General features: G+C 39.0%; 26 protein-coding genes. 18 read left to right on the forward strand and 8 right to left on the reverse strand.

Features of this window, described 5'->3' with window-relative positions; all coding sequences use genetic code 11:
- Positions 1–255: 255 nt before the first annotated feature.
- From ACSR9O_RS07445 to ACSR9O_RS07470, 6 genes are all read left to right on the forward strand, one after another.
- Complete coding sequence (locus ACSR9O_RS07445; RefSeq protein ID WP_101222095.1) at positions 256–573, forward strand: DUF3870 domain-containing protein; 318 nt, start codon at positions 256–258, stop codon at positions 571–573.
- Between the two features lie 168 nt (positions 574–741).
- Complete coding sequence (locus ACSR9O_RS07450; RefSeq protein WP_230176317.1) at positions 742–1902, forward strand: DUF819 family protein; 1161 nt, start codon at positions 742–744, stop codon at positions 1900–1902.
- A gap of 15 nt (positions 1903–1917) precedes the next feature.
- Entirely contained in the window at positions 1918–3000 is a 1083-nt protein-coding gene (locus tag ACSR9O_RS07455; protein ID WP_101222097.1) for a dipeptide epimerase, read from the forward strand.
- Between the two features lie 19 nt (positions 3001–3019).
- Entirely contained in the window at positions 3020–4027 is a 1008-nt protein-coding gene (locus ACSR9O_RS07460; RefSeq protein WP_491725456.1) for a C40 family peptidase, read from the forward strand.
- Between the two features lie 257 nt (positions 4028–4284).
- Positions 4285–6084, forward strand: a complete 1800-nt coding sequence (locus tag ACSR9O_RS07465; protein WP_491724223.1) for a S9 family peptidase — start codon at positions 4285–4287, stop codon at positions 6082–6084.
- A 236-nt stretch (positions 6085–6320) separates the two neighbouring features.
- Positions 6321–7871 (forward strand): histidine kinase N-terminal 7TM domain-containing diguanylate cyclase, encoded by a 1551-nt coding sequence (locus ACSR9O_RS07470; protein ID WP_230176313.1) that lies wholly within the window; start codon positions 6321–6323, stop codon positions 7869–7871.
- 99 nt (positions 7872–7970) lie between these two features.
- Here the strand turns inward: ACSR9O_RS07470 and ACSR9O_RS07475 are convergent, their stop codons facing one another.
- Together ACSR9O_RS07475 and ACSR9O_RS07480 are read right to left on the reverse strand one after the other, a co-directional pair.
- The gene (locus ACSR9O_RS07475; protein WP_230176312.1) at positions 7971–8285 is read right to left on the reverse strand and encodes a hypothetical protein; all 315 of its coding nucleotides are present in this window, start codon (positions 8283–8285) and stop codon (positions 7971–7973) included.
- Positions 8286–8457: 172 nt separating this feature from the next.
- Positions 8458–9096, reverse strand: coding sequence for a formylglycine-generating enzyme family protein (locus tag ACSR9O_RS07480; RefSeq protein ID WP_230176570.1), 639 nt, complete (start codon positions 9094–9096; stop codon positions 8458–8460).
- Between the two features lie 312 nt (positions 9097–9408).
- Between ACSR9O_RS07480 and ACSR9O_RS07485 the strand changes: the two genes are divergently transcribed.
- From ACSR9O_RS07485 to ACSR9O_RS07505, 5 genes are all read left to right on the forward strand, one after another.
- Positions 9409–10206 carry a DUF2935 domain-containing protein gene (locus tag ACSR9O_RS07485; protein ID WP_230176311.1) on the forward strand — a complete coding sequence of 266 codons (798 nt, stop codon included), beginning with the start codon at positions 9409–9411 and terminating at the stop codon, positions 10204–10206.
- Between the two features lie 241 nt (positions 10207–10447).
- Complete coding sequence (locus ACSR9O_RS07490; RefSeq protein ID WP_230176310.1) at positions 10448–11098, forward strand: GntR family transcriptional regulator; 651 nt, start codon at positions 10448–10450, stop codon at positions 11096–11098.
- A 113-nt stretch (positions 11099–11211) separates the two neighbouring features.
- Positions 11212–12000 carry an SDR family NAD(P)-dependent oxidoreductase gene (locus ACSR9O_RS07495; RefSeq protein ID WP_101222105.1) on the forward strand — a complete coding sequence of 263 codons (789 nt, stop codon included), beginning with the start codon at positions 11212–11214 and terminating at the stop codon, positions 11998–12000.
- Between the two features lie 34 nt (positions 12001–12034).
- Entirely contained in the window at positions 12035–12787 is a 753-nt protein-coding gene (locus ACSR9O_RS07500; RefSeq protein ID WP_101222106.1) for an SDR family NAD(P)-dependent oxidoreductase, read from the forward strand.
- 52 nt (positions 12788–12839) lie between these two features.
- Entirely contained in the window at positions 12840–13625 is a 786-nt protein-coding gene (locus tag ACSR9O_RS07505) for a glucose 1-dehydrogenase (RefSeq protein WP_230176309.1), read from the forward strand.
- Positions 13626–13846: 221 nt separating this feature from the next.
- Here ACSR9O_RS07505 and ACSR9O_RS07510 read toward each other — a convergent pair whose 3' ends face one another.
- Positions 13847–14002 carry a DUF4021 domain-containing protein gene (locus tag ACSR9O_RS07510; protein ID WP_230176308.1) on the reverse strand — a complete coding sequence of 52 codons (156 nt, stop codon included), beginning with the start codon at positions 14000–14002 and terminating at the stop codon, positions 13847–13849.
- 231 nt (positions 14003–14233) lie between these two features.
- Between ACSR9O_RS07510 and ACSR9O_RS07515 the strand changes: the two genes are divergently transcribed.
- A complete protein-coding gene (locus ACSR9O_RS07515) occupies positions 14234–14881 on the forward strand; it encodes a lysozyme family protein (RefSeq protein ID WP_230176307.1) in 648 nt (215 codons plus the stop codon).
- A gap of 43 nt (positions 14882–14924) precedes the next feature.
- On the opposite strand, the gene ACSR9O_RS07520 is transcribed toward ACSR9O_RS07515, so the two are convergent.
- From ACSR9O_RS07520 to ACSR9O_RS07535, 4 genes are all read right to left on the reverse strand, one after another.
- On the reverse strand, positions 14925–15476 hold the full coding sequence (locus tag ACSR9O_RS07520; RefSeq protein WP_230176306.1) for a ribonuclease FAU-1 family protein: 552 nt from the start codon (positions 15474–15476) through the stop codon (positions 14925–14927).
- A gap of 236 nt (positions 15477–15712) precedes the next feature.
- On the reverse strand, positions 15713–16213 hold the full coding sequence (locus ACSR9O_RS07525; RefSeq protein ID WP_230176305.1) for a VOC family protein: 501 nt from the start codon (positions 16211–16213) through the stop codon (positions 15713–15715).
- A gap of 285 nt (positions 16214–16498) precedes the next feature.
- The gene (locus tag ACSR9O_RS07530) at positions 16499–16912 is read right to left on the reverse strand and encodes a VOC family protein (RefSeq protein ID WP_230176304.1); all 414 of its coding nucleotides are present in this window, start codon (positions 16910–16912) and stop codon (positions 16499–16501) included.
- Between the two features lie 62 nt (positions 16913–16974).
- Positions 16975–17442, reverse strand: coding sequence for a DinB family protein (locus ACSR9O_RS07535; RefSeq protein ID WP_230176303.1), 468 nt, complete (start codon positions 17440–17442; stop codon positions 16975–16977).
- Between the two features lie 153 nt (positions 17443–17595).
- Here ACSR9O_RS07535 and ACSR9O_RS07540 point away from each other — a divergent pair, with 153 nt between their 5' ends.
- Together ACSR9O_RS07540 and ACSR9O_RS07545 are read left to right on the forward strand one after the other, a co-directional pair.
- Complete coding sequence (locus ACSR9O_RS07540; RefSeq protein WP_230176302.1) at positions 17596–18087, forward strand: hypothetical protein; 492 nt, start codon at positions 17596–17598, stop codon at positions 18085–18087.
- A 186-nt stretch (positions 18088–18273) separates the two neighbouring features.
- Entirely contained in the window at positions 18274–18654 is a 381-nt protein-coding gene (locus tag ACSR9O_RS07545) for a VOC family protein (RefSeq protein WP_101222114.1), read from the forward strand.
- An 81-nt stretch (positions 18655–18735) separates the two neighbouring features.
- Here the strand turns inward: ACSR9O_RS07545 and ACSR9O_RS07550 are convergent, their stop codons facing one another.
- Positions 18736–19056 carry a 2Fe-2S iron-sulfur cluster-binding protein gene (locus ACSR9O_RS07550; RefSeq protein WP_101222115.1) on the reverse strand — a complete coding sequence of 107 codons (321 nt, stop codon included), beginning with the start codon at positions 19054–19056 and terminating at the stop codon, positions 18736–18738.
- A 275-nt stretch (positions 19057–19331) separates the two neighbouring features.
- Here ACSR9O_RS07550 and cdaS point away from each other — a divergent pair, with 275 nt between their 5' ends.
- The 4 genes from cdaS (at position 19332) to ACSR9O_RS07570 (ending at position 23312) form a co-directional block, all read left to right on the forward strand.
- Positions 19332–19952 (forward strand): sporulation-specific diadenylate cyclase CdaS, encoded by a 621-nt coding sequence (gene cdaS, locus ACSR9O_RS07555; RefSeq protein WP_230176301.1) that lies wholly within the window; start codon positions 19332–19334, stop codon positions 19950–19952.
- A 254-nt stretch (positions 19953–20206) separates the two neighbouring features.
- Complete coding sequence (gene map, locus ACSR9O_RS07560) at positions 20207–20953, forward strand: type I methionyl aminopeptidase (protein WP_101222117.1); 747 nt, start codon at positions 20207–20209, stop codon at positions 20951–20953.
- 246 nt (positions 20954–21199) lie between these two features.
- Positions 21200–21952, forward strand: a complete 753-nt coding sequence (locus ACSR9O_RS07565; protein WP_230176300.1) for a PadR family transcriptional regulator — start codon at positions 21200–21202, stop codon at positions 21950–21952.
- 112 nt (positions 21953–22064) lie between these two features.
- Positions 22065–23312, forward strand: coding sequence for a GTPase family protein (locus ACSR9O_RS07570; RefSeq protein WP_230176299.1), 1248 nt, complete (start codon positions 22065–22067; stop codon positions 23310–23312).
- Positions 23313–23324: the final 12 nt, after the last annotated feature.

Raw genomic sequence — 23324 nt, forward strand, 5'->3', positions numbered from 1 at the left:
TTGGATCCCGAACCATAGCCCGAATAATGATTGTGAAGGCCGAATTAATCCATGAACGGCCGAATAAAGTGCGGGGGAAGTCGAATCATGACCCTATTGCGCAGGAATCGGTAATTGACTTAATATACAAAATATATTGTCAAATGCTGGCTATATATATTAGAATATATGTAACCATTTCATATTGTAATAATATAGATAGTCACCCTATTTATACCTGTTATGATGTCTGTAATGGCAGGAGGCACAATAAGTATGTTTCAGCAGAATACAGTATATATAGTCGGCGAATCGAAGGCGGCGTCCAATAATCCAATTACACAGCAATTCAACTGCTTTTTTATCGGGTTCGTCATTGATCGAGAAACGCATGAAATAGTGGATGCGGAATGCTCGACCACGATATCGATTACATCACGCTTCATTCATTCCATGTTAGTTGGTAAATCCATTCTTAGGCCCGATGAATTGGAGAAAGAAATTGAGCAACGGTACTTTGGTTCATCTCAGAAAGCACTGACCGTCGCCCTAAGAAATGCCAGCATTAAATATCAGCAACTTTATAAGTTATAGCTGCTTCTTTTGTCAATCGCAATTGAAATCCAGCTGTTAAAGAGTGTGTAGGCGCTCTTTGGCAGCTGGATTTTTTTATGTAGGGCCATGAAGACTTCATTGGCGGGTTTGAATAGATTTTATTATCATGAAATCCCCTAAATCCCTAAATATAAGGAGGTATGGAATATGATTCAAGATGGTGTGATGTTTGTCTGTTTTTTATTGGCATTTACTGCCGTGATTGCCGTAGCGGAAAAAAAGATTGGAGGAAAGTTCTTCAAGTATGTTCCTGGGATTGTCCTTATTTATATTGGAGCGGCTCTGATGAAAACATTTGGGGTCTTTTCAGATAGTGAGTCAGTCGAAAGTGCATATAGCACCATACGAGGACTCCTGCTGCCAGCCATGTTGATGCTGATGCTTTTGCAATGCGATATGCGGAAAATAATCAGACTTGGCCCAAAGATGCTGTTAACATTTTTTGCAGCTTCATTCAGCATTATTGGAGGGTTCACACTTACTTACGTTTTAATGAATGGCTTTTATGCGGAAGGAACTTGGAAGGCATTCTCGGCTTTGAGCGCAAGCTGGACAGGGGGATCTGCCAATATGGTGATCTTGCAAGGCATACTCGATGTGCCTGAAAATATTTTTGGCTATGCGTTGATCATGGATACAGTCAATTATTCCATTTGGGTCATGTTCTTGTTTTGGCTGGTGCCTCTTGCTGGAAAATTCAACATTTGGACTAAAGCGGATACATCTTTCATTGATCAAATGACTTCCGAGCTTGAAGCCGGTGAAACCGCCAACGCGGAATTTGGATTCGTGGAATTGATCGGTTTCTTGGCGCTGGCATTAATTGTTTCAGCAGGGGCAACAAAAATTGGGGAGAGACTGCCGGTACTCGGTGCCGCTGTGAATGGAACCACTTGGACGATCATCATCGCTTCTACCTTAGGTTTAATTCTGGCTGTCACAAAGGTTGGACGTATTGCCGGTTCTATGGAAATTTCCAAAGTCATGCTTTATATAGTCATTGGATTAATTGCTTCCCATGCCGATTTTTCACAGCTGTTTCAAGCACCTGTATATATTTTATCCGGATTTATGATTCTATTCTTTCATGGATTGATCATGGTCATTTTGGCCAAGATCTTTAAATTGGATCTATTTACAATGGGAGTTGCCTCATTGGCCAATATAGGGGGTGTGGCATCAGCTCCTATATTGGCAGGTTCTTTCAACCGGGCGCTAATACCGGTCGGGATATTGATGGCTGTACTGGGCAGTCTTCTGGGCACCTATTTTGGAATTCTTACATCATATATACTCTCAAGCTTTTAAGGAAGGGTTGTTAATATGAAGATAGAAAGATTACAAGTATCAGTGGAAACCTTGCCGCTTGTCAAGCCATTCAAGACTGCATTACGTACAGCAATGGAAATTGAAAATATCATGGTTTCCGTAAAGTTGGAGGATGGGACGGAAGGTTTGGGGGCTGCAGCCCCTACGGTTGCCATCACAGGTGACTCTACAAAAGGAATCATGACGGTCATTGAAGAAGTGATCACACCACATCTAATTGGGCACGACATCGAGAATATCAATGCATTGTCTCAGCTTATCCAACGATCCTGTGTAGGTAACACAAGTGCAAAAGCGGCTGTTGAAATCGCTATGTACGACGCAGTCAGCAAACGATGGCAACTCCCTTTATATCAATATCTTGGCGGTAAATCGAACGTCCTTAAAAATGATATGACAATCAGCGTTGGAGAACCCGAAGAAATGGCAAAGGCGGCATTGTCCCTCATTGATGGCGGGTTTTCTACGATGAAGATAAAACTGGGGAAAGATTGGGAGAGTGATGTGGAGCGGGTTGCCTGCATTCGTGCTGCTGTTGGCGACCAGGTTATGATCAGGATTGATGCAAATCAAGGGTGGACAACAAAACAAGCGATTTCCATTATTCATGAACTCGAAGAAAGAAAGCTGAATGTTGATTTAGTGGAACAACCCGTCAAAGCCCATGATATCGAAGGGTTGAAAGAAATAAAGAGGTCTGTCCAAGTGCCGATCATGGCCGATGAAAGTTTGTTTTCACCTCGTGACGCCATGAAACTCCTTAATGAACATGCTGTTGATCTCCTTAATATCAAATTAATGAAAACAGGCGGAATTAGACGTGCACTCCAAATTGCCGATATGGCAGAAGCAGCCGGGGTGGAATGCATGATCGGGAGTATGATGGAATCATCCGTGAGTGTAGCGGCCGCGGCTCATCTGGCAACCGCCCACCCAAATATAACGAAGATTGATTTAGATGCCCCATTATGGATTAAGAATGAGCCATATGTAGGCATTCAATTTATGAAAGATCAACTTCTAATTTCCGATAAACCTGGACTGGGAGTCAAGAGGAAATCCTCTTTTTCTCAATAAAAACAAATTCGAAAGGGTGATTATTTTGAAAAGGTTAACCGTTTTTGTGCTGTCTTTATTTGCTATTGGTATTTTAGTATTCAGTCCTAATGAAGCTAGTTCAAGAGAGAAGGAGAGAATTGCCTATGTTGATGTAAGCGTGGCCACTCTTTGGACTGAGCCGGGATTACTAAGGGAAATCGATGCTCCTTCTGCATCGAATCCCGTTGATATGAATGCATGGATCGGCTCGATGAAATATGAAGACAAGCTATGGCTTGTTGGTAACCTGGAAACACAAGCAGTATACGGTTCTAAAGTGACGATTTTAGAAGAACGGGGTGAATGGGTGAAAGTAGCCGTTGCCAATCAACCAACGCCTCGCAATGATATTGGTTATCCAGGATGGATGCCAAAGGCACAATTAAAAGACGGAAATTCTTTTGAGAAGCAATTTAAACGAGGATATGCCCTTGTAAATGCCCCAAAGACTTGGCTTTATTCGGATTCGAAACTTCGGTCCAAATTCATGGAGGTCAGCTTCGATACCCGCCTCCCGTTATTGCAGGTGAAAAAAGATAAAGTGAAGGTGATGACACCGAGTAATGGAGCAAAATGGATAGAAAAGCAGGACGTATCAGTCTATCAAAATGACAAACAAATAGCTGCTCCAACCGGAAATGACATCGTTGAATCAGGAAAAGGATTTTTAGGGCTTCCTTACCTATGGGCTGGAATGTCCGGTTTTGGATTTGACTGTTCGGGATTTACCTATACAATGTACCATGCTAATGGAATAACGATCCCAAGGGACTCTTCCGTTCAGGCGCAACATGGCAAAAAGGTAGAACAAGAAAATCTTCAACCAGGTGACTTACTATTTTTTGCCTATGAAAAAGGGAAAGGGAGGGTCCATCATGTCGGAATGTATATTGGTGACGGCAAAATGATCCATTCGCCTAACAGCTCAACACATGTAAGGATAGATGAAATAAAAACATCGGGATACGGGGAGGAATATGCCGGAGCAAGAAGATATATCGATTGATGCTTAAAAAGCTTAAGAGCCCAATACTCTTAAGCTTTTTTCGTATTTAAACTTGCTTTTAACATCATTATATCGGATGACAAAACGCTGAATAATCGTTTTTCCAAAATAGAGGCATAGTTACATAAGTTTTTTTACTAGAATAGCAAACTAGAATCGTCTGCTTCCATAGACAGTTTACTTATACCACCAAGGAAAAATATGGTATAATTAACTACAGATTTTTCTTTATATTATAAATGTGAGGGGCTGCCAAAATGATCACTTTTCCAAAATCTGATGTTGAACAATTTTTACGAACTTTTTCCATTGCTGATTTTGCCGTAAGTCCAGATGAAAAACATCTGGTTTTCAGTACCAATTTGAGCGGCAAGTATAATTTATGGGGAATGGATTTGCCAAACTCCTTTCCTTATCCGCTTACATCCATTGATCAAAGCTGCCAAGCACTGATATATGATAAGAAGAGCCGGTTCATAATTGCTGGTTTCGATCAAGACGGTAATGAAAATACCCAGTTTTACGGGGTTCCTTTGAATGGCGGGACAATGAAGGGAATCGTTCATCATGAAAATACACGTAATTTCATGCCGAAATTATCGAATGACAGTAAAAAGCTCTATTACACGACATCCAGAGGAAATGCTTCCTTTCTAAATGCCTATTGTTTAGATTTAGAATCAGGACAGGAAAAGCTGGTATTGGAGGGGAAGGATGCAGCGACCTATTTATTTGGCTTTAGCCCTGATGAAGAAACCTTACTTTACTATAAACACTTTTCCAATACAAATACCCTACTCTATGCAAAAAATGGGAACGAAGATATCCTGCTCACTCCGCCCACTGAGAAACAGCACACAGTGAGTGATGGTGTTTTTGTTTCAGATTCGATGATATATTTATTGACTGATTATGATTCGGACTTTACCTATATGGCTTCATACAACCTTGAAACAAATAAATTCTGTAAAATTAAAGAATTGGAGAATGAGAGTTTTACTGCCATTAATTATAGTAAAGAGAATCAACTTTTATATATAACCAGCCAAAAGGGTGTAGAGGATCAATTATATGAATTCAATCTGCAAAATGAAAATTGGAGAAACATCCCCGTACCATGCAGCGTCATTAATAAGCTTGAGGTTGCTGCATCAGGCACGCTTTACTTATTTGGCATGGGCGCAACAAAACCTCATAATATCTATAAAAATACAGGTGATAAGTGGGTATCATTAACTAAATATACTGTTCCTGGCGTCGATTCTGATGCATTGGTTGAACCCGACATCATTACATACACTTCCTTTGATGGCCTGGAGATCGAGTCGTTATTTTTTAGGGCAAAAAAGGAAAATGACAATGGTGAAATCATTTTTTGGCCTCATGGAGGACCTCAAGCGGCAGAACGGAAGTCCTTCAGAGCTTCATTTCAATTTTTCCTGAATCACGGTTACAGTATTTTTGCGCCAAACTTCCGCGGTTCCACTGGTTATGGTTTGGAATTCACGAAAATGGTAGAGGGAGATTGGGGAAATGGGCCACGACTTGATAATGTAGCCGGCCTTGATTGGCTAATAGACCAAGGACATGCACAAAAAGGTAACATCTTATTGATGGGGGGAAGCTTCGGAGGGTATATGGCACTTCTGCTCCACGGAAGACATGCAGATTATTTTAAGGCAGTTGTCGATATTTTCGGTCCATCCAACCTCTTCTCATTTATCAATTCCGTTCCAGAAGACTGGAAGGCAATCATGGATCAGTGGGTAGGAAATCCGGAAAAAGATAAAGAAAAACTAATCGAGTATTCGCCTATCACCTATTTAGAATCGATGATAAAGCCAATGCTCGTCATTCAAGGAGCAAACGATCCCCGTGTCGTCAAAGAGGAATCAGATCAAATCGTTCAAGCCTTGAAGGGTAAAGGAAGAGATGTCGATTATATGCTTCTGGAAGATGAGGGACATGGATTTTCCAAAAAAGAAAATGAAATTGCGGTCTACCAAAAAATACTTTCATTCTTAAAGCGATTCACAGCAGTAACAGAGAAGGTATAATCCGTACCTAAATACTTCATTTATTTGAATTATCAACCCTGCCACTCACGTTCAAGGTGATGAAGCAGGGTTTTTCATGTTGTAAAACTGGATGTTTATTTTATTCGGCGGTTTGGGGTGTAAGTAAATAAGGGATTTAAAATTCAGAATTCCCTGAATAAACTCTAGTCACCTAGTCATAAAGTGCTATATAATATACGGAAAACTATTTTTTTGTTAAACGGAGTTGATTCGCATTGCCACGGGAGTTATTGTTATACATACTCGTACTTATAATAGCAGGTGCTTCAAGCTTGTTTCTGTGTTTATTTGCACAGTTAAAGATCAAGGATGCACCTGGAGCAAAAGCCTATATTCTCGTGACATTATTGTCTTCCATCTTTACTTTTTCTTATGCTTTCGAACTTTCCAGTACATCGTTAGAACAAATCATATTCTGGTTAAGGGTCGAGTACTTGGCATTACCATTCATCCCAGTATTCCTTTTGTTGATGTGCATTGAATATGTAGGTCAGAGAATTAAGAAGGTCTGGCAATATGCACTCTTCATCATACCGTTCATCACCATTTTCATGCATTTTACAAATGACCTTCATCACTTATATTACAAATCAATGGAGTTGAGAAGCAATAGTCCTTTTCCAATTATTAAACTGGTGGGCGGCCCTTGGTTTTACGTACACTCCCTGTTTCTTTTTTTATGTGTGATGATAAGTATAATAATATTGCTAAAACAGGTGAAAAAATCTTCATTCAGATTCAGGATGCAAATATCAATGATGGTGGCAGGTCTTCTTATTCCTATAATAGCAAATTATTTTTATATAAATGGACTAAGCTCATATGGTATCGATCTTGGTCCTGTATCCATGAGTATCACGTTTATCTTTCATGGTGCGGCACTTTTGACTTTTCAAATGTTCAATGTAGCCCCGATCGCTCGGGAAACCGTCTTTGAAAGTATGAAAGAGGGAGTAATCGTTTTAAATCAACAGGGGTTGATTGTCGACTATAACCGTGGAATGCGCAAATTTTTGCCCATGTTGGATGAACATTCCATTGGTAAATCGATTACAAGTGTGCTAAATGGGAATCAACTTCTTAGGGGAATAATCGACCTTAAACAGGACAGTGACTTTAATTGCAGCATAAATGGTGATATGGTACATTACCATATTGGTTTTTCACCCGTGTTCAACAAAAACAACCTGTCTATCGGACAGATCATTACCTTCGCCGATGTAACTGAAAGAGTACTCATGCTGGAAAAGATGAAGCAACTTGCCAGCTTGGACGGATTAACCCAAATATTGAATAGAACATTTTTTATCAAAAAATCGGAAATTTTATTTGATGCTCTAAGCATGGAAGGCGGCAATGTTTCAGTCATCATGTTTGATATCGATCATTTCAAAAATGTAAATGATACTTTTGGACATGAAGCAGGGGATGCGGCTATAACGCTTGTAGCGAATATTGCAAAGGAAAACATTCGGGAAGGAGATTTGTTGGGGCGTTATGGCGGTGAAGAATTTATCATATGTTTGCCGAATACCGCTTTACCCGCTGCATATGAGTTGGCCGATATGATAAGGGAAAAGGTTTCTGAAAGTATTGCAGTGGTTAATGAAGAGATGATTTCCGTTACCTGCAGTTTCGGGGTGACTACTGCATTAATTGAAGCTGGTGACCGAAGCATTTCCATCAAAACATTGATGCCACGGGCCGACCAAGCCTTATATGCCGCAAAGAAGAATGGCCGAAATTGTGTACAGATCATCGTCTAAATAGGACCATCCCTTTAAACCTTGAACTTGTTCCAGGTTTTTATCATTGTGTTCAAGATTCCAGACACATATTAAGCTGCCTTATTCATGATGAATGCCCTATTTTTTACTTGCTCTGTATACTCTATAACCGAGGCTGTTTCCGTAAGATAAAATGAGGCGGTAATGTGCGTCCATGACTCGTTCCAAGGATCCATTCAAAGGCTGAATGGATCTATTTGATGCTGAAGAATTCATTAATTCCTCTAAGACGGTACTTGATTTCAAGATTTTTAAATCTGTAAATCCGTTTTGTTGGAAGGCCTTTAACCATTCGGATTGCGTCAATAATTCCCTTAAATTATAAAAGTTAATGATTTCTTTTTTTGAGACAGGATCAAGGCTGGTTTCCGCTGTCATATCAATGGTTAACAAAGTTCCTTCTAGTTTAAGGACCGAATGAAGAAATTATAAAAAACCTGAAAATTTTTCAGGTTTTTATTTTGTTCCCATCGGAATTCTACCAAGAAACTGGTAATAAATATGAATAGATGTACAACTAAGATAAAGCTTTGAGTTTTGAATGGATATGGCTTGTTTGCTAAGGTTAAAAAGACCGGGCAAGACGGAATCCTAGGTCGTCTATACAAAATGTCGGATGGCTGCGCCGGCGACATGAAGCTCCACAACCTCTAGCATCCTCAGCCCAGCTCCCCCCTCGAAAAATACGGTAGGTGCCGTACACTTGTTCATCATATAAGTCCCAGCACCATTCCCAAACATTCCCTAACATATCATGCAGCCCCCATGGATTCCGTTCCTTTGTTCCTACTTCATGGATCATGCCCCCTGAATTTTCGTTATACCAGGCAATCTCATTCAGCTCTCCGTATCTATAACCAGGAGTCCCGGCTTTACATGCATATTGCCACTCCGCTTCTGAAGGAAGTCGAAAACCGCTTGATTCCCAATCACAAACAATGTTTTCCCCATTTTTAGAATAACACTCTCCCAGTCCAGCTTTCTGTGAAAGCAGATTACAAAAAGAAATTGCATCATTCCAAGAGATATTCACAACAGGTTTTAGATCCCGATCAAAAGAATTAGGTGATTTATTTGTAATGGCATAGTAGAAATCCATAGTAACAGGATAACGTGCAAGAAGGAACGGTCTTATTTCAGCTTTCCATTTGCTTTTAATTCTATCGTCCCTTAATTCTATTTCGCCCCCTGGAATTTTCTCCATTGAATAGTCAATGTAACTCATTATTTCCTTTGACAATCTACCTTCCTCCTACCGACCTTAATTTAAAAGTTTCACCACTTCCAGAACTATTAAATCAATATAAATATAAGGTTGGTTTAAATTTGTATTAAAATGACCGTTTTTAAAGCGACTCAAAGACCCCATTAATTTGTTGGTGTGTGAGTAATCTGAAGGTATAGGATCAAGCTTAGGCTTCATTACGCCCCATTTAATTTATATTAATATGTTTGTAGGTTTAGGAATACAAATTATAAGTGAGTTTCTTATGCTTTAAATTATGGGGGAGAGAAAATGAACGAGTTTTTGGAGAAAACAGCAAGATTCGAGCATCGGTTTTGGCTGCAAATCTTAGGAGACCATGCCAGGTTCATCCATGAGTCTTTAGCGCCGGTTGAAGTGGAAAACATTGAAATTGCCTCTGAATTCATTCAAGTTTTTGATGCTCTCCTTGGTCAAGCCAATTCGGAAGAGATCTCGCAACTTACTGCCATCGCAGAAGAAGAGACATTAAGATTTCGGGAGTTTAAGCTAAGCCTAATTAAAGAACATCTGGTAGGTAAAATAAAAATACATCTTTCACCTTCATTCATTAATCATATGGTGAACGAATTAGAAGAATATTTAAGATTATTGAAATATTTCAATTCAGATCAAATGCCGCCGGTTTTTCATGAACTTCATCACCATTTAGTTTGGCTATTAGATGCAGCAGGACATGCAGGTGCAATATCATCCAATATGGATGACGTTGAAAAAAGGTTAAAAGAGAAAAGTGACCAATATAAAAAACATTTTAATGATTTTTATTTAAAAGCTGTTGAAATGGCTGGATTTTTACGAACCAATCTGTCAACATTCCCAGCATTGGAAAAAATGAATGCCGACGTCACATTGGAAATTAAATTCTTCCAGCACTTCCTGCTGGAATTGGAGGAGCTTGACCTTAGTGCGCAGGCTCTTGGAACGCTTTCGCCATTAATGGCAGATCATATGTGGCGAGAAGAATGTTATTATTTAACGAAACTCGCTGAATCGACAGACACGGAAAAGCCAAACTGCGATCCAGCGAAACCGAGGCTAGTTGATTAAAAAATACACATGGAGCCCTTTATATAAAAGGGGCTCTAGATCTGTTGCATTTTTACCGCCAAAATCAGTAGAATATGGAAAACACTTAGAAGAAGCGATCTGACATTAAGTCTTTTTGAGCTTTTTCCATATAGGAAAATACGTTTTTCTTGGCTGGTTAGCATTAAAGGAAGTTAATTCCTATCCTTATGTTATACTAAAAAAACCACAATTAATTATAGAAGTATAGGAGTGCTGAAAGATGTTTGGAAATACTTCCAATTTGACAGATGGCATTTATTTTGGAGAATCGTTACCACAACAAATCGCTAAACACATTTTAAAAAAAATAATTGAAGGTGAAATAGAAGCTGGTGAGAAAATCGTGGAAGAAGACATTTCCAAAGAATTGAATACTAGCCGTGCACCAGTACGCGAAGCCCTTTATTTACTGCAGGTTGACGGTATTGTTGAGAGAATACCTAGGCGGGGAACGATCGTCAAGCCATTTTCACAAAGGGAAATCATTGAATATAATGATGTTACGATCGGACTGATCCAGATGGGCATTGAATTTTCCCAAGGGAATTGGCACTCAGAAAATAAGCAATCATTACGAAAGCATTTGGAAAGTGCAACCGATGAGTGTGAAAAAGGTAATGTTATCGAGTATCAAAAAAGGGCAACACAGATATTTCGATATATTTTTTCAATCGCTAATAACAAAGCATTAGCAAGATTTTTTGAAGAAGCCAGTCATATCCTCATGGTTTTTGCCCAAAGTCAATGGAATACGGAAACGATGGAAAGTTTCCATTTCAGATTAAAGATGTCTATTGAGGCCATTCTAGAAGATGATTTAGTTAAAGCAAAAAATGAAATTCATGAAGCCTTGAATCGTGGAGTGATGTAGAGTCTTTGACTCTAAAACCAAATTGTCGACAATCGACAAAAAGAATGTTATTATGTAATCGTATTCAAGCAAGAATATTATCACCAAGATCAAGGGGAGAAAGGGAGAATATTATGCAAGCATTTGATTTTACAGAAAAAGTAGCAATTGTTACCGGTGGCGGCGGGGGTATCGGCCGGGCAGCTTCTATTACACTTTCAGAAAATGGTGCCAAAGTGGTTGTTGTAGACCTTTCCGAAGAGGCTGGCATGCTAACGGTAAATGAAATCAAAGAAAAAGGCGGCGAAGCCAAATTCGTTAAAGCCGATGTTACAAAGGAAGACGATATAAAAAATTATGTTCAAAAAACGATAGATTTCTATGGAAAAATCGATATTTTCTTGAATAATGCAGGTTGGGAAGGCAAAATAATGCCGCTTATCGACTATCCTGCTGAGGTTTTCGATCAATTAATGTCAATAAATGTACGAGGTGTTTTCTTGGGCATGAAACATGTATTGCCCCATATGATTGAACAAAAAAGCGGGGCGGTCGTGAATACAGCTTCTGGAGCTGGTTTACTGGCAACGCCAAACATGGTGGCGTATGGCGCTAGTAAACATGCGGTTCTAGGAATGACGAAAACAGCTGGTGTCGAAGTAGCTCCACATGGTGTCCGGGTGAATGCCGTCTGCCCAGGTGTCGTCAACACGGCTATGATGCGGTCGATTGAAAGCGGATTTGGTCAAGGAGATTCCGCGGCAGCTGAAGCGGCTAGAAAACAGTTGGAAGCAACGACTCCGGATGGCCGGTATGCTGAGCCGCAGGAAATTGCAAATCTAATGATGTACTTAGTATCCGATCTTTCCAGCCACATTACGGGTCAAGAACTTGTAATCGACGGAGGGGCCATTTTAATCTGATAAGCAACAAACTTTGTTAAAGGGGGACGAATACATGAGTTTACAAGGAAAGGTCATAATTATTACAGGAGCAGGCAGCGGAATTGGAAAGGAAACGGCATTTAAATTAGCTGATCAGGGAGCTATTGTCGTAGCGGCTGACTACAATGATGTTGCCGCTAAAGAAACGGCTGAAGCTATTCAACAAAAGGGAGGCACGGCATCTTTCGTGAAAGTGGATGTAGCTAGTGCGGAAGAAGTGGAAGCGATGGTCGAAGCTGCAATTGCCAATCATGGCACCATCAATGGCATTTTCAACAATGCTGGAATTGGACTAGTAAAACCATTTTTGGAGATGGATCCAGAATCATACCACAGAGTAGTTGATGTTGACCAACACGGCGTTTATTATGGCATGTATTATGCAGCAAGGAAGATGGTCGAGCTTGGTGTAACAGGCGCAACGATCGTTAATACAGCCTCAATATACGGGACGATGGTTTCTATTGGCAGCTTTAATTACCATGCTGCAAAAGCAGCAGTCATCGCGATGACTAAATCCGGTGCAATTGAACTTGCTCAATATGGGATTCGTGTTGTCGGAGTGGCACCAGGATTTATCGAAACGCCGATCATTGGTGAAGATCAAGAGTTCCTGGACAGTTTGGCTCAACTTCATATGAGGAAAAAATTGATTCAGCCAGAAAAAGTTGCTGAAGTTGTAACGTTCTTGTTCTCTGAAAAAGCGGATGCCATTAATGGACAAGTCATTCCAGTTGATGATGGATTCTTAAGCTTTAAGGGGTAATCAGTATAATTAAATAAATTTTCAAGATAACTTAAAAGGGGAGTTTTAACATATGAGCGAAAGATTCGATGGCAAAGTTGTAATCATTACAGGGGCAGGATCAGGTTTAGGTCAAGCAGCCGCATTGGAAATGGCTAAAGAAGGAGCTAAACTTTCATTAGTTGATTTAAACGACGCATCTTTGGAAGTGACAAAAAAATTAATCTTAGACTTGGCACCAAACTCGGAAGTGCTTCTGGTCACTGCAGATGTATCGGATGAAGAAGCAGTAAAGAACTATGTAGACCAAACAGTCAGCAAATATGGCAGAGTCGATGGATTCTATAATAATGCGGGTATTGAAGGTAAACAGGCCCCTATGGCTGAATACGATAGCAACGTTTTCAACAAAGTAACGGACATCAATATCAATGGTGTTTTCTATGGTATGAAATACATTCTGCCAATCATGAAAGAACAAGGATCAGGGGCAGTGGTGAACGTGGCTTCTGTAGGCGGAATTCGTGCTGTGCTTAACCAAGCTGCGTACGTTGCAAGTAAACATGCTGTAGCAGGCTTAACAAAAACAGCTGCCATAGAATATGGCCAATATGGTATCAGCATAAATGCCATTGCACCAGGAGTAATCTTAACAGCGATGGTAGAGGGATCATTCAGGCAAATAGGCGGAGAGAATTGGGAAGAAGCAATGGCGGAATTCGTCAGTGTGAATCCTAAGAAACGCTTCGGTAAACCTGAAGAGGTCGGCCGTTTAGTCGCTTTCCTATTATCAGGGGAATCAGAGTTCATCAACGGTGTAGTCATTCCGATTGATGGCGGACAATCTTCACAATACTAATTGAGAAAGGGAGTGACAGTAGGTCACTCCCTTTTTAATTGTATCCTTTTAGTTAATGAACAAACGGATTTAAATTTGGACAAAACGAAGACTTTTTCGGTTTTCGTTTTTTTGCATATTCAAAAATCAGTTCATATGAAACTATATACGATCCTTTAGAATTTGAACACATAGAAAAACGCCATAAAAGGCGATTTACAAATATTCAAGAAACCCCATCGTTACTTTTCTTTATCGTGTAGCTTATCTTCATATTCAGTTTCCAACATACCATATAGACCATTCATTTCTTGTTCATCTGGATCTGCCCCAAACTCGTTTCTATATTTCCCCTTTTTATCATCAAGGAGTTCTTCTTTTTCACTCTTCTTGTCCATACATATCACCTCCAACCAGTAGGGTGTCTCATTGACCTAAAAATATGCACTGTGTGACTCTGTTCCTTTTAAGATTTTGCGGCGGCTAAGTTAAGTGGTTGAGAAAATACACTAATTACAATTAATGCTAATCCTGTTTGCAGAACATTTAATTGGGTATTCTAAATAGTTATTACTCTTACAATTTGTTAAGATATAAATATATTAACTTAGAGATAACGGAGAGAGAATGTGAAGAAGAAACGTAAGAAATCAAAGAAAGTTTTTAACATTTTCATCCTGATTTTCGTATTTTTGCTCATTAAGGAGATCATGCAAACCCCATATTCCGAAAATGTTACCACATCAGTAAATACGCTTGATTCCTTTGCGAACGTGAAAAAGTATAGTTCACTTCTGCAAGACGAGTTGACTAAATACGGACTTGAGGAGCATACTTCGACATTGATTGCTTTGATGCAGCAGGAAAGCCGAGGGCGGGGCGGTGACCCAATGCAGGCATCTGAGTCAGCGGGCCTTGATCCAAATACAATCACTGATCCAACGGAAAGCATTAAGTATGGAGTGAAACATTTTAAGCGGATCAATGAATATGGCAATGAAAAGGGCGTTGATTTTGCCACGATCCTTCAAGCATATAACATGGGAATTGGTTATATTGATTTCGTTGCGAATGAAGGGGGCAAGCATAATGAAGAGCTTGCAAAGAAGTTCTCCATGCTTCAGGTCGAAAAAAACCCCACGCTCTATGATTGCGGCGGTGACAAAGATAATTTTCGATATCCATATTGCTACGGTGACTACACATACAGTGCGAAGGTATCTAAGAACATTGAGGAGCTTGGCGACAGTATATCGGCTCAAGCTGATAGTGAGTGAGGGAGAACAAAAAGCCTACTGAATGAAGTAGGCTTTTTGTATGTCATTTGTTGTTCAGCCATGGAAGGAGGTCTTTATGTTTATAGAGCTTCTCGGATTCTGAAATGGTTTGTGAAAGAAGAATATCAATGGAATCAAGTAAGGAGATTAGGGCTTGTTTAACAGAACCACTCTCAAATTGCTCTAATGGCACAGGTAACTCTTCCTCGTCTAAAATAAAATATTCCCCACCCGGAAGCACCAATATATCTATAATCAAATCCTCAAAGGATACCAACTTATCAGCCATATATGTATTTCTTACAATATTAAAATAGGATCCTAAATAATTTCCGTCGTTATCTCTCCAAATGTATAAATTATAAGGACGGTCTTTCCAATAATAAGCAATTGTATAACTGCTTACAGGAATGGTTAATTTTATAGAACCCGCTTTCATCGTGAACGAATCCATGATTTCATGAAAAAGCACGACATGTTGATTTTGTTCTTTTAACAGCAAACAGTTATGTTCTACAACTATGGAGTCGTAACGGATTTTTCTTTCTATGATTTCATCGCCATGTCGTAGTGCTGGTATAAATATATTTTCCATTGTATCTATTTCTCCCTTAAAACCATTTAAATCATTTATGATAATATACTTAAGAAAGTTTATTCTTACTAATAGGGGCTATCGCCAGGAAAATGCGGATTTAAACTTTTAGGAAATTCAAATATCAAAACCTAATTTCACACCTGCAATTCCGAGAAACTAGGTTTTAGTTACTTCAAAATCGTATGATTTTCAGGAATGAATACAACTTTACTAGATAGATGTTTCTTAGGAACCTAACCTATATACGCCTGCTTTAAAGTTTTAATGTCAATTTTCTTCATTTGGAGCAGCGCTTTCATAACTCTTTCCGATTTTTCAGTGGCGGAGTCGTTTACCATCTCGGTTAGATATTCAGGGACAATTTGCCATGACACACCAAATCGATCTTTCAGCCAACCGCACACTTGCGCCTTTTCATCTCCACCTTCAGAGAGTTTTTCCCAATAATAATCCACCTCTTCTTGATTCTCGCAATTGATGATAAATGATATTGCCTCGGTAAATTTGAATTGCGGACCGCCATTTAATGCTACGAATGCTTGTCCGTCCAGTTCAAAATCCACGGTCATCACTGATCCCTCTGGTTTCCCGTGGATTTGATTTCCTGCATTACCATAGCGAGTGATTCTTCCGATCTTAGAATTTTCGAATATGGAAGTGTATAACTTCGCCGCCTCTTCAGCTTGTGTATCAAACCACAGGTTGGTTGTGATCTTTTGAATCTTATTTTTCATAATTTTTTCTCCTTTATTGTTCTCAAGTTTAGCCAGGAAAACTAAACTCTGCTATTATCATGGAAATGCGAATTTATTCGATAAGATTAAATACCTTGAAGGTACCCTATTACTATATACCATTTATCATGACCTATTGTAAGGGTTAGGGTGCCATTTGTGTATTCCAACCGATCATTAAACTAATCGCGTTAATCCTTTGCTAGTTACAATATCCTTGCCTGAAACACAAAAGGATATAGAAACTTTTCACCAGTGAAAAGCACTATATCCAAATTCCATTTCTCAGCTCTCGAAGTTAAATTGCCATTTGATTCCGAATTTATCGGTTAACTGACCGTAAATTTTACTCCAGAATGTTTCTTGGAGCTCTACACCAACCGTACCGCCTTCACTTAGTTTGTTAAAAATCGATTTAATTTCATCCAAATCATTACTGACATAAGCCAGGCTGATATTGTTTCCTTCAACAAAAGGCATTCCAGGAAAAGTATCTGAAAACATGATATTGCTTCCATTTATATTTAGCCTTGTATGCATGACTAAATCTTTCGCTTCTTCTGGAAGAGTAAAATCCGGATTAGGCGGTGTTTCCCCAAAGGTCATGATATTTGGTTGTTCCGTTCCAAAAACCTCTGCGTAGAACTCTACTGCTTGTCGACAATTCCCATTAAAATTAAGATATGCATCAACTGACATTTCTTTCACTCCTACTTTTTTATTTGTTATTCAATGCTCCAAATTTATTACATAATGCATTATTACCTTACGAAAAATTCCGGCGGTTCAATTCCGAGTGTTCTAAGGTAGATATAACCCTGGCCCCTATGGTGGATTTCGTTTTCCAAGGCATATTGAAGTCTATCAAAGTGGCTTTGTGAGGGACCGAAAAAAGGATCCTTTTCGACCACTCCAAGCGTTTCCTCGGTCATTTCCTCCCACAGCTTCCTCGTATCATCCCTTACTGCTTCGCATGCTGATACAAGTTCTTCTTTGGTAGAAATTCCGGCAAACGAATCTGGAAACTCCCAAACACCCAGTGCAATTCCACGCATATATGCAGTTTCAATGTTCATGATTTCTTTAACCATCTCTGCGAAAGGGCGAAGCTCCCTGGCCGGTGCATAATTAAACAATTCCTCTTCAGGGAAAGCTTCAACCACCCTCAACGTCAAGCTCCTGTTGCCTTCCAATATATTTAACAAACCCTCTTTCGATAGAACCACCATTTCACTCTCCTTTGAGAAATACTCTGTATAGAAGTTCTGTGAAAAATCAAAAAGTCCTGCTAATTACTGTATTTAAAGATTGCATAGCTTTTTTTATCTACCGGTGTAGACTTATAAGTAACACTTAAATAATTAATAAAGGGGAAATGTCATATGTTCGGTTCCTTAAATAGAACAAAATTAATAAAAAATGATTTAAAAAGCATTGCGAAATTAATGTATCAGGATGTATCAAAAGATACTTGGGATCAAGAGAACCTAACAAAGAGAAATTTAGATTTCACTATTGAAAGCATTCGCTATATAGATGCTTATACGAAAAGATTATGTACTACTCAAATGGGTAGTGAACTTTTAAAGAATCATTTTGATAATTTTGTGATAAGAATAGGTGCCTATATTGGAGAAATTATAAAAAGGAATATAAATCAAGATTTTAAATGGTATGAATATGATTCTGTATATCATTTTTCTTCTGCACTTGATGGGGTGCATAGGGGCATTAAAACAGAAACGGTTCTTTACTCTAAAAAGAGAGATAGAGTTATAGTTCCTTTAACTGTGGTAGCGCAATATCTGGAAGGGAATTCGACATATACAGATTTCTTGAAATACGTAGAAGAAACAATTAAGCAAAATTCGTAAAAGATAACTGCTTTTCTTAAGCAATCGTGCAGGTTCAAAAACCTCCCAAAAATTCATTTTTGGTAAATATTGATTAAATCTAGCATATATAATACGATTTAATCAGTTATATATTTCCAACCAACATGATGCTTATACATAAATGATTCAATTAATAACGGAACCAGCAGAAAGGGAGAGAAGCAAATGATTAACAAAGTCGGGCAAATTATGTTATATGTAAATGATCAAGACGAGTCATTGAAATTTTGGACGGAAAATTTCGGTTTTAGCGTAATTTCTGAAGAAGATAATGGCCAAGGGCTAAGATGGATTGAAATAGCCCCAACAAAGGTAGCAGAAACGAGTATCATCCTGCATAATAAAGAATTCATTGCAAAAATGCAGCCTGAATTAAATCTTAATACACCTTCGTTAATGTTTTACTCGGATAATCTTGATGAATTATATAAAGACTTTTCAGAGAAGAATATCAAAGTGGGAGAGCTTGTAACTATGCCATCTGGAAGAGTCTTCAATTTTGCTGATAATGAAGATAATTATTTTGCGGTCATGGAAAAGAAGTAATTCATTTGGCTAAAGATTAAAAAAACATCAAAACAATTGTTTTGATGTTTTTTGATTAAACTGCGACACTTACGAAACTATTCAGTCGGCAGGCCTTGGCCCAGCAGGAATTCCAGAGTTTTCTACCGTCTTGATCGGCCGAACGGTAATGTCTCCATTCACGTAAATTTGACAAGATAAACGTAAATGATCTTCCATTCCTTTTTCCTCAAAGATCTTTTTTTCTTTATGTGTGACCTCCAAAAAATCACCCGCCAATATTTCAACTCTGCAAGTTGTACATTTAGCCTTCCCGCCGCATCGGTGGAGAATATTTATACCGTTATCTTCCAATGCTAATACTAATTTTTTTCCCATTTCAACTTCAAATGTTCCTTGGTCAAATACGGTTACATAAGGCATCCAATACCACCTCTTATATAGAATATCTTTCAACAGGTCATTAACATATCTATTCTTTTACCTTGTCCATATGACATAAAAAAATGTGAAGTCATTACTTAATTGATAGTAAAGATGAATAATTAATTATCGTGAAGACAAACTTTAAGTACATTCATAATTATTAATTTAACTAGGCATAACTAGAGCTACGAAAAATAAGATTGGTCTTTGCGAGGCCAATTAAGATTTATTGAAAGAAAGAGAGTGAAATAATAAAGGGGAGGTGCATGACTGTGAATCATGGCAATTGTGATTTTTCACCAATGAAACAAATGTTAAAAGAGGATTTACGACAAGTAATATCAGCATTACAGGATAACTTAGAAGCAATGGGTGATGAAAATTATTGTCTTCTTGGAAATTTCGAGAAAATAAAGGATAAATTTATATACATCGATATGAAAGCAGCTACATTTTATTTGAATTGTTATTTGTCACCGTTTACGGACAAATATCCAGAGTTATCAACTTGCGTACAAAATTTGTCGAATTTGAGACACGGCGGCTTGATCGTGATTCAACGGGGAGACCCTATTGATTCATTGATTCAACCAGGTATTTCAATAGGCGCGGAGTTAACCCATTCTTTACTCGAATCAATTTTTTTCCCTGGAAATCCACTGCATGATGGTGCCGTTTTGGTTAATAAAAATCAGATTGTTTCCGCAGCAAATGTCCTTCCGCTTTCAGACAGATCAACAGGGGGAAAAAAACTTGGAACACGTCACCGCTCTGCATTAGGTTTATCTGAACGAAGTGATGCCCTGGTATTGGTAGTATCAGAAGAAACAGGAAGAGTTTCATTTGCGTTAGATGGAAATCTGTACCCGGTTAATACACATGGGCCTATATAAAATTTTTGAGACAATTAAGTCCAATCGTGATTATAAATTCTAGGTAATTCTCACCTGGAATATTCATTTGTGTAAAAAACGTAAACGCTGGCTTCCATTTTTATTTTTTCTCGGAATTACTGGTACAAAAAAGGCCATGAATTAATTAACCCGGTGATTTTTACCGGGTTTTTGGTTGCTTTTTATATAAAAAAAGGCATATGATAAACAAGGAGTCTCAATCAGAAAAGTTATAAAACGAAAGAGGATTTTAAATGATAACCATTAAAAGTGAAAGAGAAATAAATTTGATGCATGAAGCGGGCAAACTTCTTGCTGCGACGCATAGAGAAATTGCAAAAATGATAAAACCGGGCATCACGACTTGGGAAATCGAAGAATTTGTCGATAAGTACTTGGCAGAGCATGGTGCTACACCAGAACAAAAGGGCTATAACGGATACAAATATGCAACGTGTGCTTCAGTGAATGATGTTATTTGTCACGGCTTTCCGCAAAAGAAAGCCCTAAAAGAGGGAGACATCGTTACGATTGATATGGTGGTGAACCTTAACGGTGGTTTGGCGGATTCCGCTTGGACATATGCGGTCGGTGAAGTTTCCGATGAAGCTCAGCGTTTAATGGATGTAACCAAAAATGCTTTATACAGGGGCATCGAAGTCGCACGTGCAGGAAATCGTCTCGGGGACATCGGGCATGCAATCCAGTCATATGCAGAAGGTGAAAAGTTTTCTGTTGTTCGCGATTTTACAGGCCACGGAATTGGTAAAACCATGCACGAGGACCCAACAGTCCTACATTATGGTAAGCCAGGTAAAGGTGCCCGTCTAAAAGAAGGTATGGTCATCACGATCGAGCCAATGCTGAATGCAGGAACATGGCATATGAAAATGGATCAAGACGGCTGGACGGCGAGAACGGCAGATGGAAAGCTTTCCGCGCAATATGAACATACCCTTGTCATTACAAAAGGTGAACCGATCATTTTAACGGAACAGTAAACCTAAAGAAGAAACGGCCTTAACATGGGCCGTTTCTTCTTTTTATTTTTTACACTATTTCATAATAAACCTCGACAGAATATTCAGAATCCACCCCATCCAACATTAGATAGAATCCGAAAAATTAGTACTAGGCAGTTAGGCATTAAAAACTTTACTATTATGTGGCAGCACAGGATAATAAGGGTAAGGAAGAAATATTTAGATGATATGTTATATAAACAGTAAATAAAGGGGGTTTTGACAGTGAAGAAAGGGGAAAAACTGTCTGCAACGGTTGAAACGGTTGGGTTGAGCCAGCGGGAATTTTTAACGATTTTCTTACTTCACTCTTTGAGGATAAAAGCGAATTATCCAAGGGCGATTCATCAGGACCTGAAAAATACGTTCACTGGCAAAGTACATAGCTATGACTATTTATGTAAAATATCCAATACGCTAGTCGATTCCAATCATTTATCCTTATATACGAATAAGGGAAGAAATTATTATCAAATAACGGAAAAAGGCAAAGAGCTTTACATATGGTACCAAGAAAATTTCCTGGAACGGTTCTCCGAAGTGAAAAAGGTCATCGATCGCTTCATGTTCGATTTAAGGGGATCTGGTGAAAACCCATCGGTTGTTAATGAGCTTCCTGAAGAATACAGGTCGTATTTCTCGAAAATAATATCGGTGAAGGATCTAGTCCGTTATGTAACCTTAAAAGCCGCTTTCACTAAGAAGCCCATTTACATGGGGGAAATTGGCGATCTGCTTAAGAATCAGTTCGGTTGGATCGCTTCTAACGGTTATTTATACGATTTATCTCATGAAATGGAAGAGAACGGGCTTCTTGTCGGCAGGTGGGAAAGTGAAAAACGAACTAAACGCTATTTACGAATCACCGATGAAGGACAGCATCATTACAAACAGATTGCGGATTCTGCAGCATTTCAAGTCCAGGAAATCCAAAAATACATGGCCAGTGTCATTATGTTCTTAAAAGAAAAGAGTTAAATGAATATATGGAGCCCCTTAATTTTGCAAGGAGAATGAAGTTACATGCTTAAATTGAATCGTTCAAGGGTAAATGGTACTTAAAACACTTCTTAACAAGGGGGAATGAGTGATGGTGGGAAAACATGATGAAATGGGAAGCATATTCAGTTTCATTAAAGGCCAGGTAGATAAGCTGCCCATTTCACAATCAAAAAAGAACAAAATGCTCGACCAGCTCTTAAAGCTTAAAACGATGACAGTTGATGCAAGGGAACCGCGAATTGCTCTTGTCGGCAGGCGCGGTTCCGGAAAATCATCACTGATCAATGCGATGTTTGGTCAGGAGCTCCAATATGTCAGTTCCGTTAAATCCGGAACGGGTAAGGGAAAATGGCTATGGTACCCGAGTGATGCCGAGCCCAAGATTCGTTTGCTGGACTCCCGCGGGCTGGGTGAGAGTGAAGCTCCTACGGAAGATTTCGAAGAAGAAACACCATTGGGTGAATTGATAAAAGCGGTAACAGAAGAACAGCCTGATGTGTTTCTTTTCTTGATTAAAGCAAAAGAAACGGATTCACGGATTGAAGAAGATTTACAAGAATTGAATAAGCTGCGCAAGATCGTTAAAGAGAATCACCATTATGATGTACCCGTCATTTGTGTGGTCACCCAAGTGGATGAATTAGATCCGCCTCATTATAAACAAGCACCTTTTGATGCCAATCCTAAGAAAAAACAGAATATTGATGAAGCCATCGCTTTGATGTCAAAAAGATTTAAAGAGAGTGAAATACCACTTTTGAACATCATTCCTACTTGTTCGTATATTGATTTTGATGAAAGTGGAAATATTGAATATGATATGCGTTGGAACATAGATTTGCTGTCTGATTACTTAATTGAGGCCTTACCCAGTGAAGCGAAGCTGAAGACAGCCAAAGCGATGCAGAGCCAATTCGTAAAGAAAAAATTCGCGCGGACGATAGTGGGAACGTTTACGGCAATCGCAGGTTTAATCGGTGCAGAGCCAATACCTTTTGCCGATTTTCCCATTTTGACAGGAATTCAAGGTTTGATGATTGTGGTGATTGGTTTTATCGCGGATAAAGAAATCAATACAAAAACGGCAAGTGAATTCATTGCTGCATTAGGGATCAATGTCGGAATCGGTCTCCTTGTCAGGGAAGGTGTCAGGGCTGCAGTCCGTTTCATCCCAGGAGCCGGCCTAGCCGTTTCGGGTGCGGTAGCGGGCGCAGTCACTTATGGAATCGGGCAAGCAGCGATAGCTTACTTTCTCGAAAACAAAAATATTGATCAGGCTAAGGAAGCATACAAGAACGCGAACAAAGAATATAAAAATGAAGACATCGACTCTTAATGGGCAGATTCG

The sequence above is a fragment of the Peribacillus sp. B65 genome (genome assembly GCF_058513295.1).

Coding starts and splice junctions, on each gene's coding strand:
- ACSR9O_RS07445 (WP_101222095.1), top strand. CDS start 256: ATGTTTCAGCAGAATACAGTATATATAGTCGGCGAATCGAAGGCGGCG.
- ACSR9O_RS07450 (WP_230176317.1), top strand. CDS start 742: ATGATTCAAGATGGTGTGATGTTTGTCTGTTTTTTATTGGCATTTACT.
- ACSR9O_RS07455 (WP_101222097.1), top strand. CDS start 1,918: ATGAAGATAGAAAGATTACAAGTATCAGTGGAAACCTTGCCGCTTGTC.
- ACSR9O_RS07465 (WP_491724223.1), top strand. CDS start 4,285: ATGATCACTTTTCCAAAATCTGATGTTGAACAATTTTTACGAACTTTT.
- ACSR9O_RS07480 (WP_230176570.1), bottom strand. CDS start 9,096: ATGGAGAAAATTCCAGGGGGCGAAATAGAATTAAGGGACGATAGAATT.
- ACSR9O_RS07485 (WP_230176311.1), top strand. CDS start 9,409: ATGAACGAGTTTTTGGAGAAAACAGCAAGATTCGAGCATCGGTTTTGG.
- ACSR9O_RS07490 (WP_230176310.1), top strand. CDS start 10,448: ATGTTTGGAAATACTTCCAATTTGACAGATGGCATTTATTTTGGAGAA.
- ACSR9O_RS07495 (WP_101222105.1), top strand. CDS start 11,212: ATGCAAGCATTTGATTTTACAGAAAAAGTAGCAATTGTTACCGGTGGC.
- ACSR9O_RS07500 (WP_101222106.1), top strand. CDS start 12,035: ATGAGTTTACAAGGAAAGGTCATAATTATTACAGGAGCAGGCAGCGGA.
- ACSR9O_RS07505 (WP_230176309.1), top strand. CDS start 12,840: ATGAGCGAAAGATTCGATGGCAAAGTTGTAATCATTACAGGGGCAGGA.
- ACSR9O_RS07510 (WP_230176308.1), bottom strand. CDS start 14,002: ATGGACAAGAAGAGTGAAAAAGAAGAACTCCTTGATGATAAAAAGGGG.
- ACSR9O_RS07520 (WP_230176306.1), bottom strand. CDS start 15,476: ATGGAAAATATATTTATACCAGCACTACGACATGGCGATGAAATCATA.
- ACSR9O_RS07525 (WP_230176305.1), bottom strand. CDS start 16,213: ATGAAAAATAAGATTCAAAAGATCACAACCAACCTGTGGTTTGATACA.
- ACSR9O_RS07530 (WP_230176304.1), bottom strand. CDS start 16,912: ATGTCAGTTGATGCATATCTTAATTTTAATGGGAATTGTCGACAAGCA.
- ACSR9O_RS07535 (WP_230176303.1), bottom strand. CDS start 17,442: ATGGTGGTTCTATCGAAAGAGGGTTTGTTAAATATATTGGAAGGCAAC.
- ACSR9O_RS07540 (WP_230176302.1), top strand. CDS start 17,596: ATGTTCGGTTCCTTAAATAGAACAAAATTAATAAAAAATGATTTAAAA.
- ACSR9O_RS07545 (WP_101222114.1), top strand. CDS start 18,274: ATGATTAACAAAGTCGGGCAAATTATGTTATATGTAAATGATCAAGAC.
- ACSR9O_RS07550 (WP_101222115.1), bottom strand. CDS start 19,056: ATGCCTTATGTAACCGTATTTGACCAAGGAACATTTGAAGTTGAAATG.
- map (WP_101222117.1), top strand. CDS start 20,207: ATGATAACCATTAAAAGTGAAAGAGAAATAAATTTGATGCATGAAGCG.
- ACSR9O_RS07570 (WP_230176299.1), top strand. CDS start 22,065: ATGGTGGGAAAACATGATGAAATGGGAAGCATATTCAGTTTCATTAAA.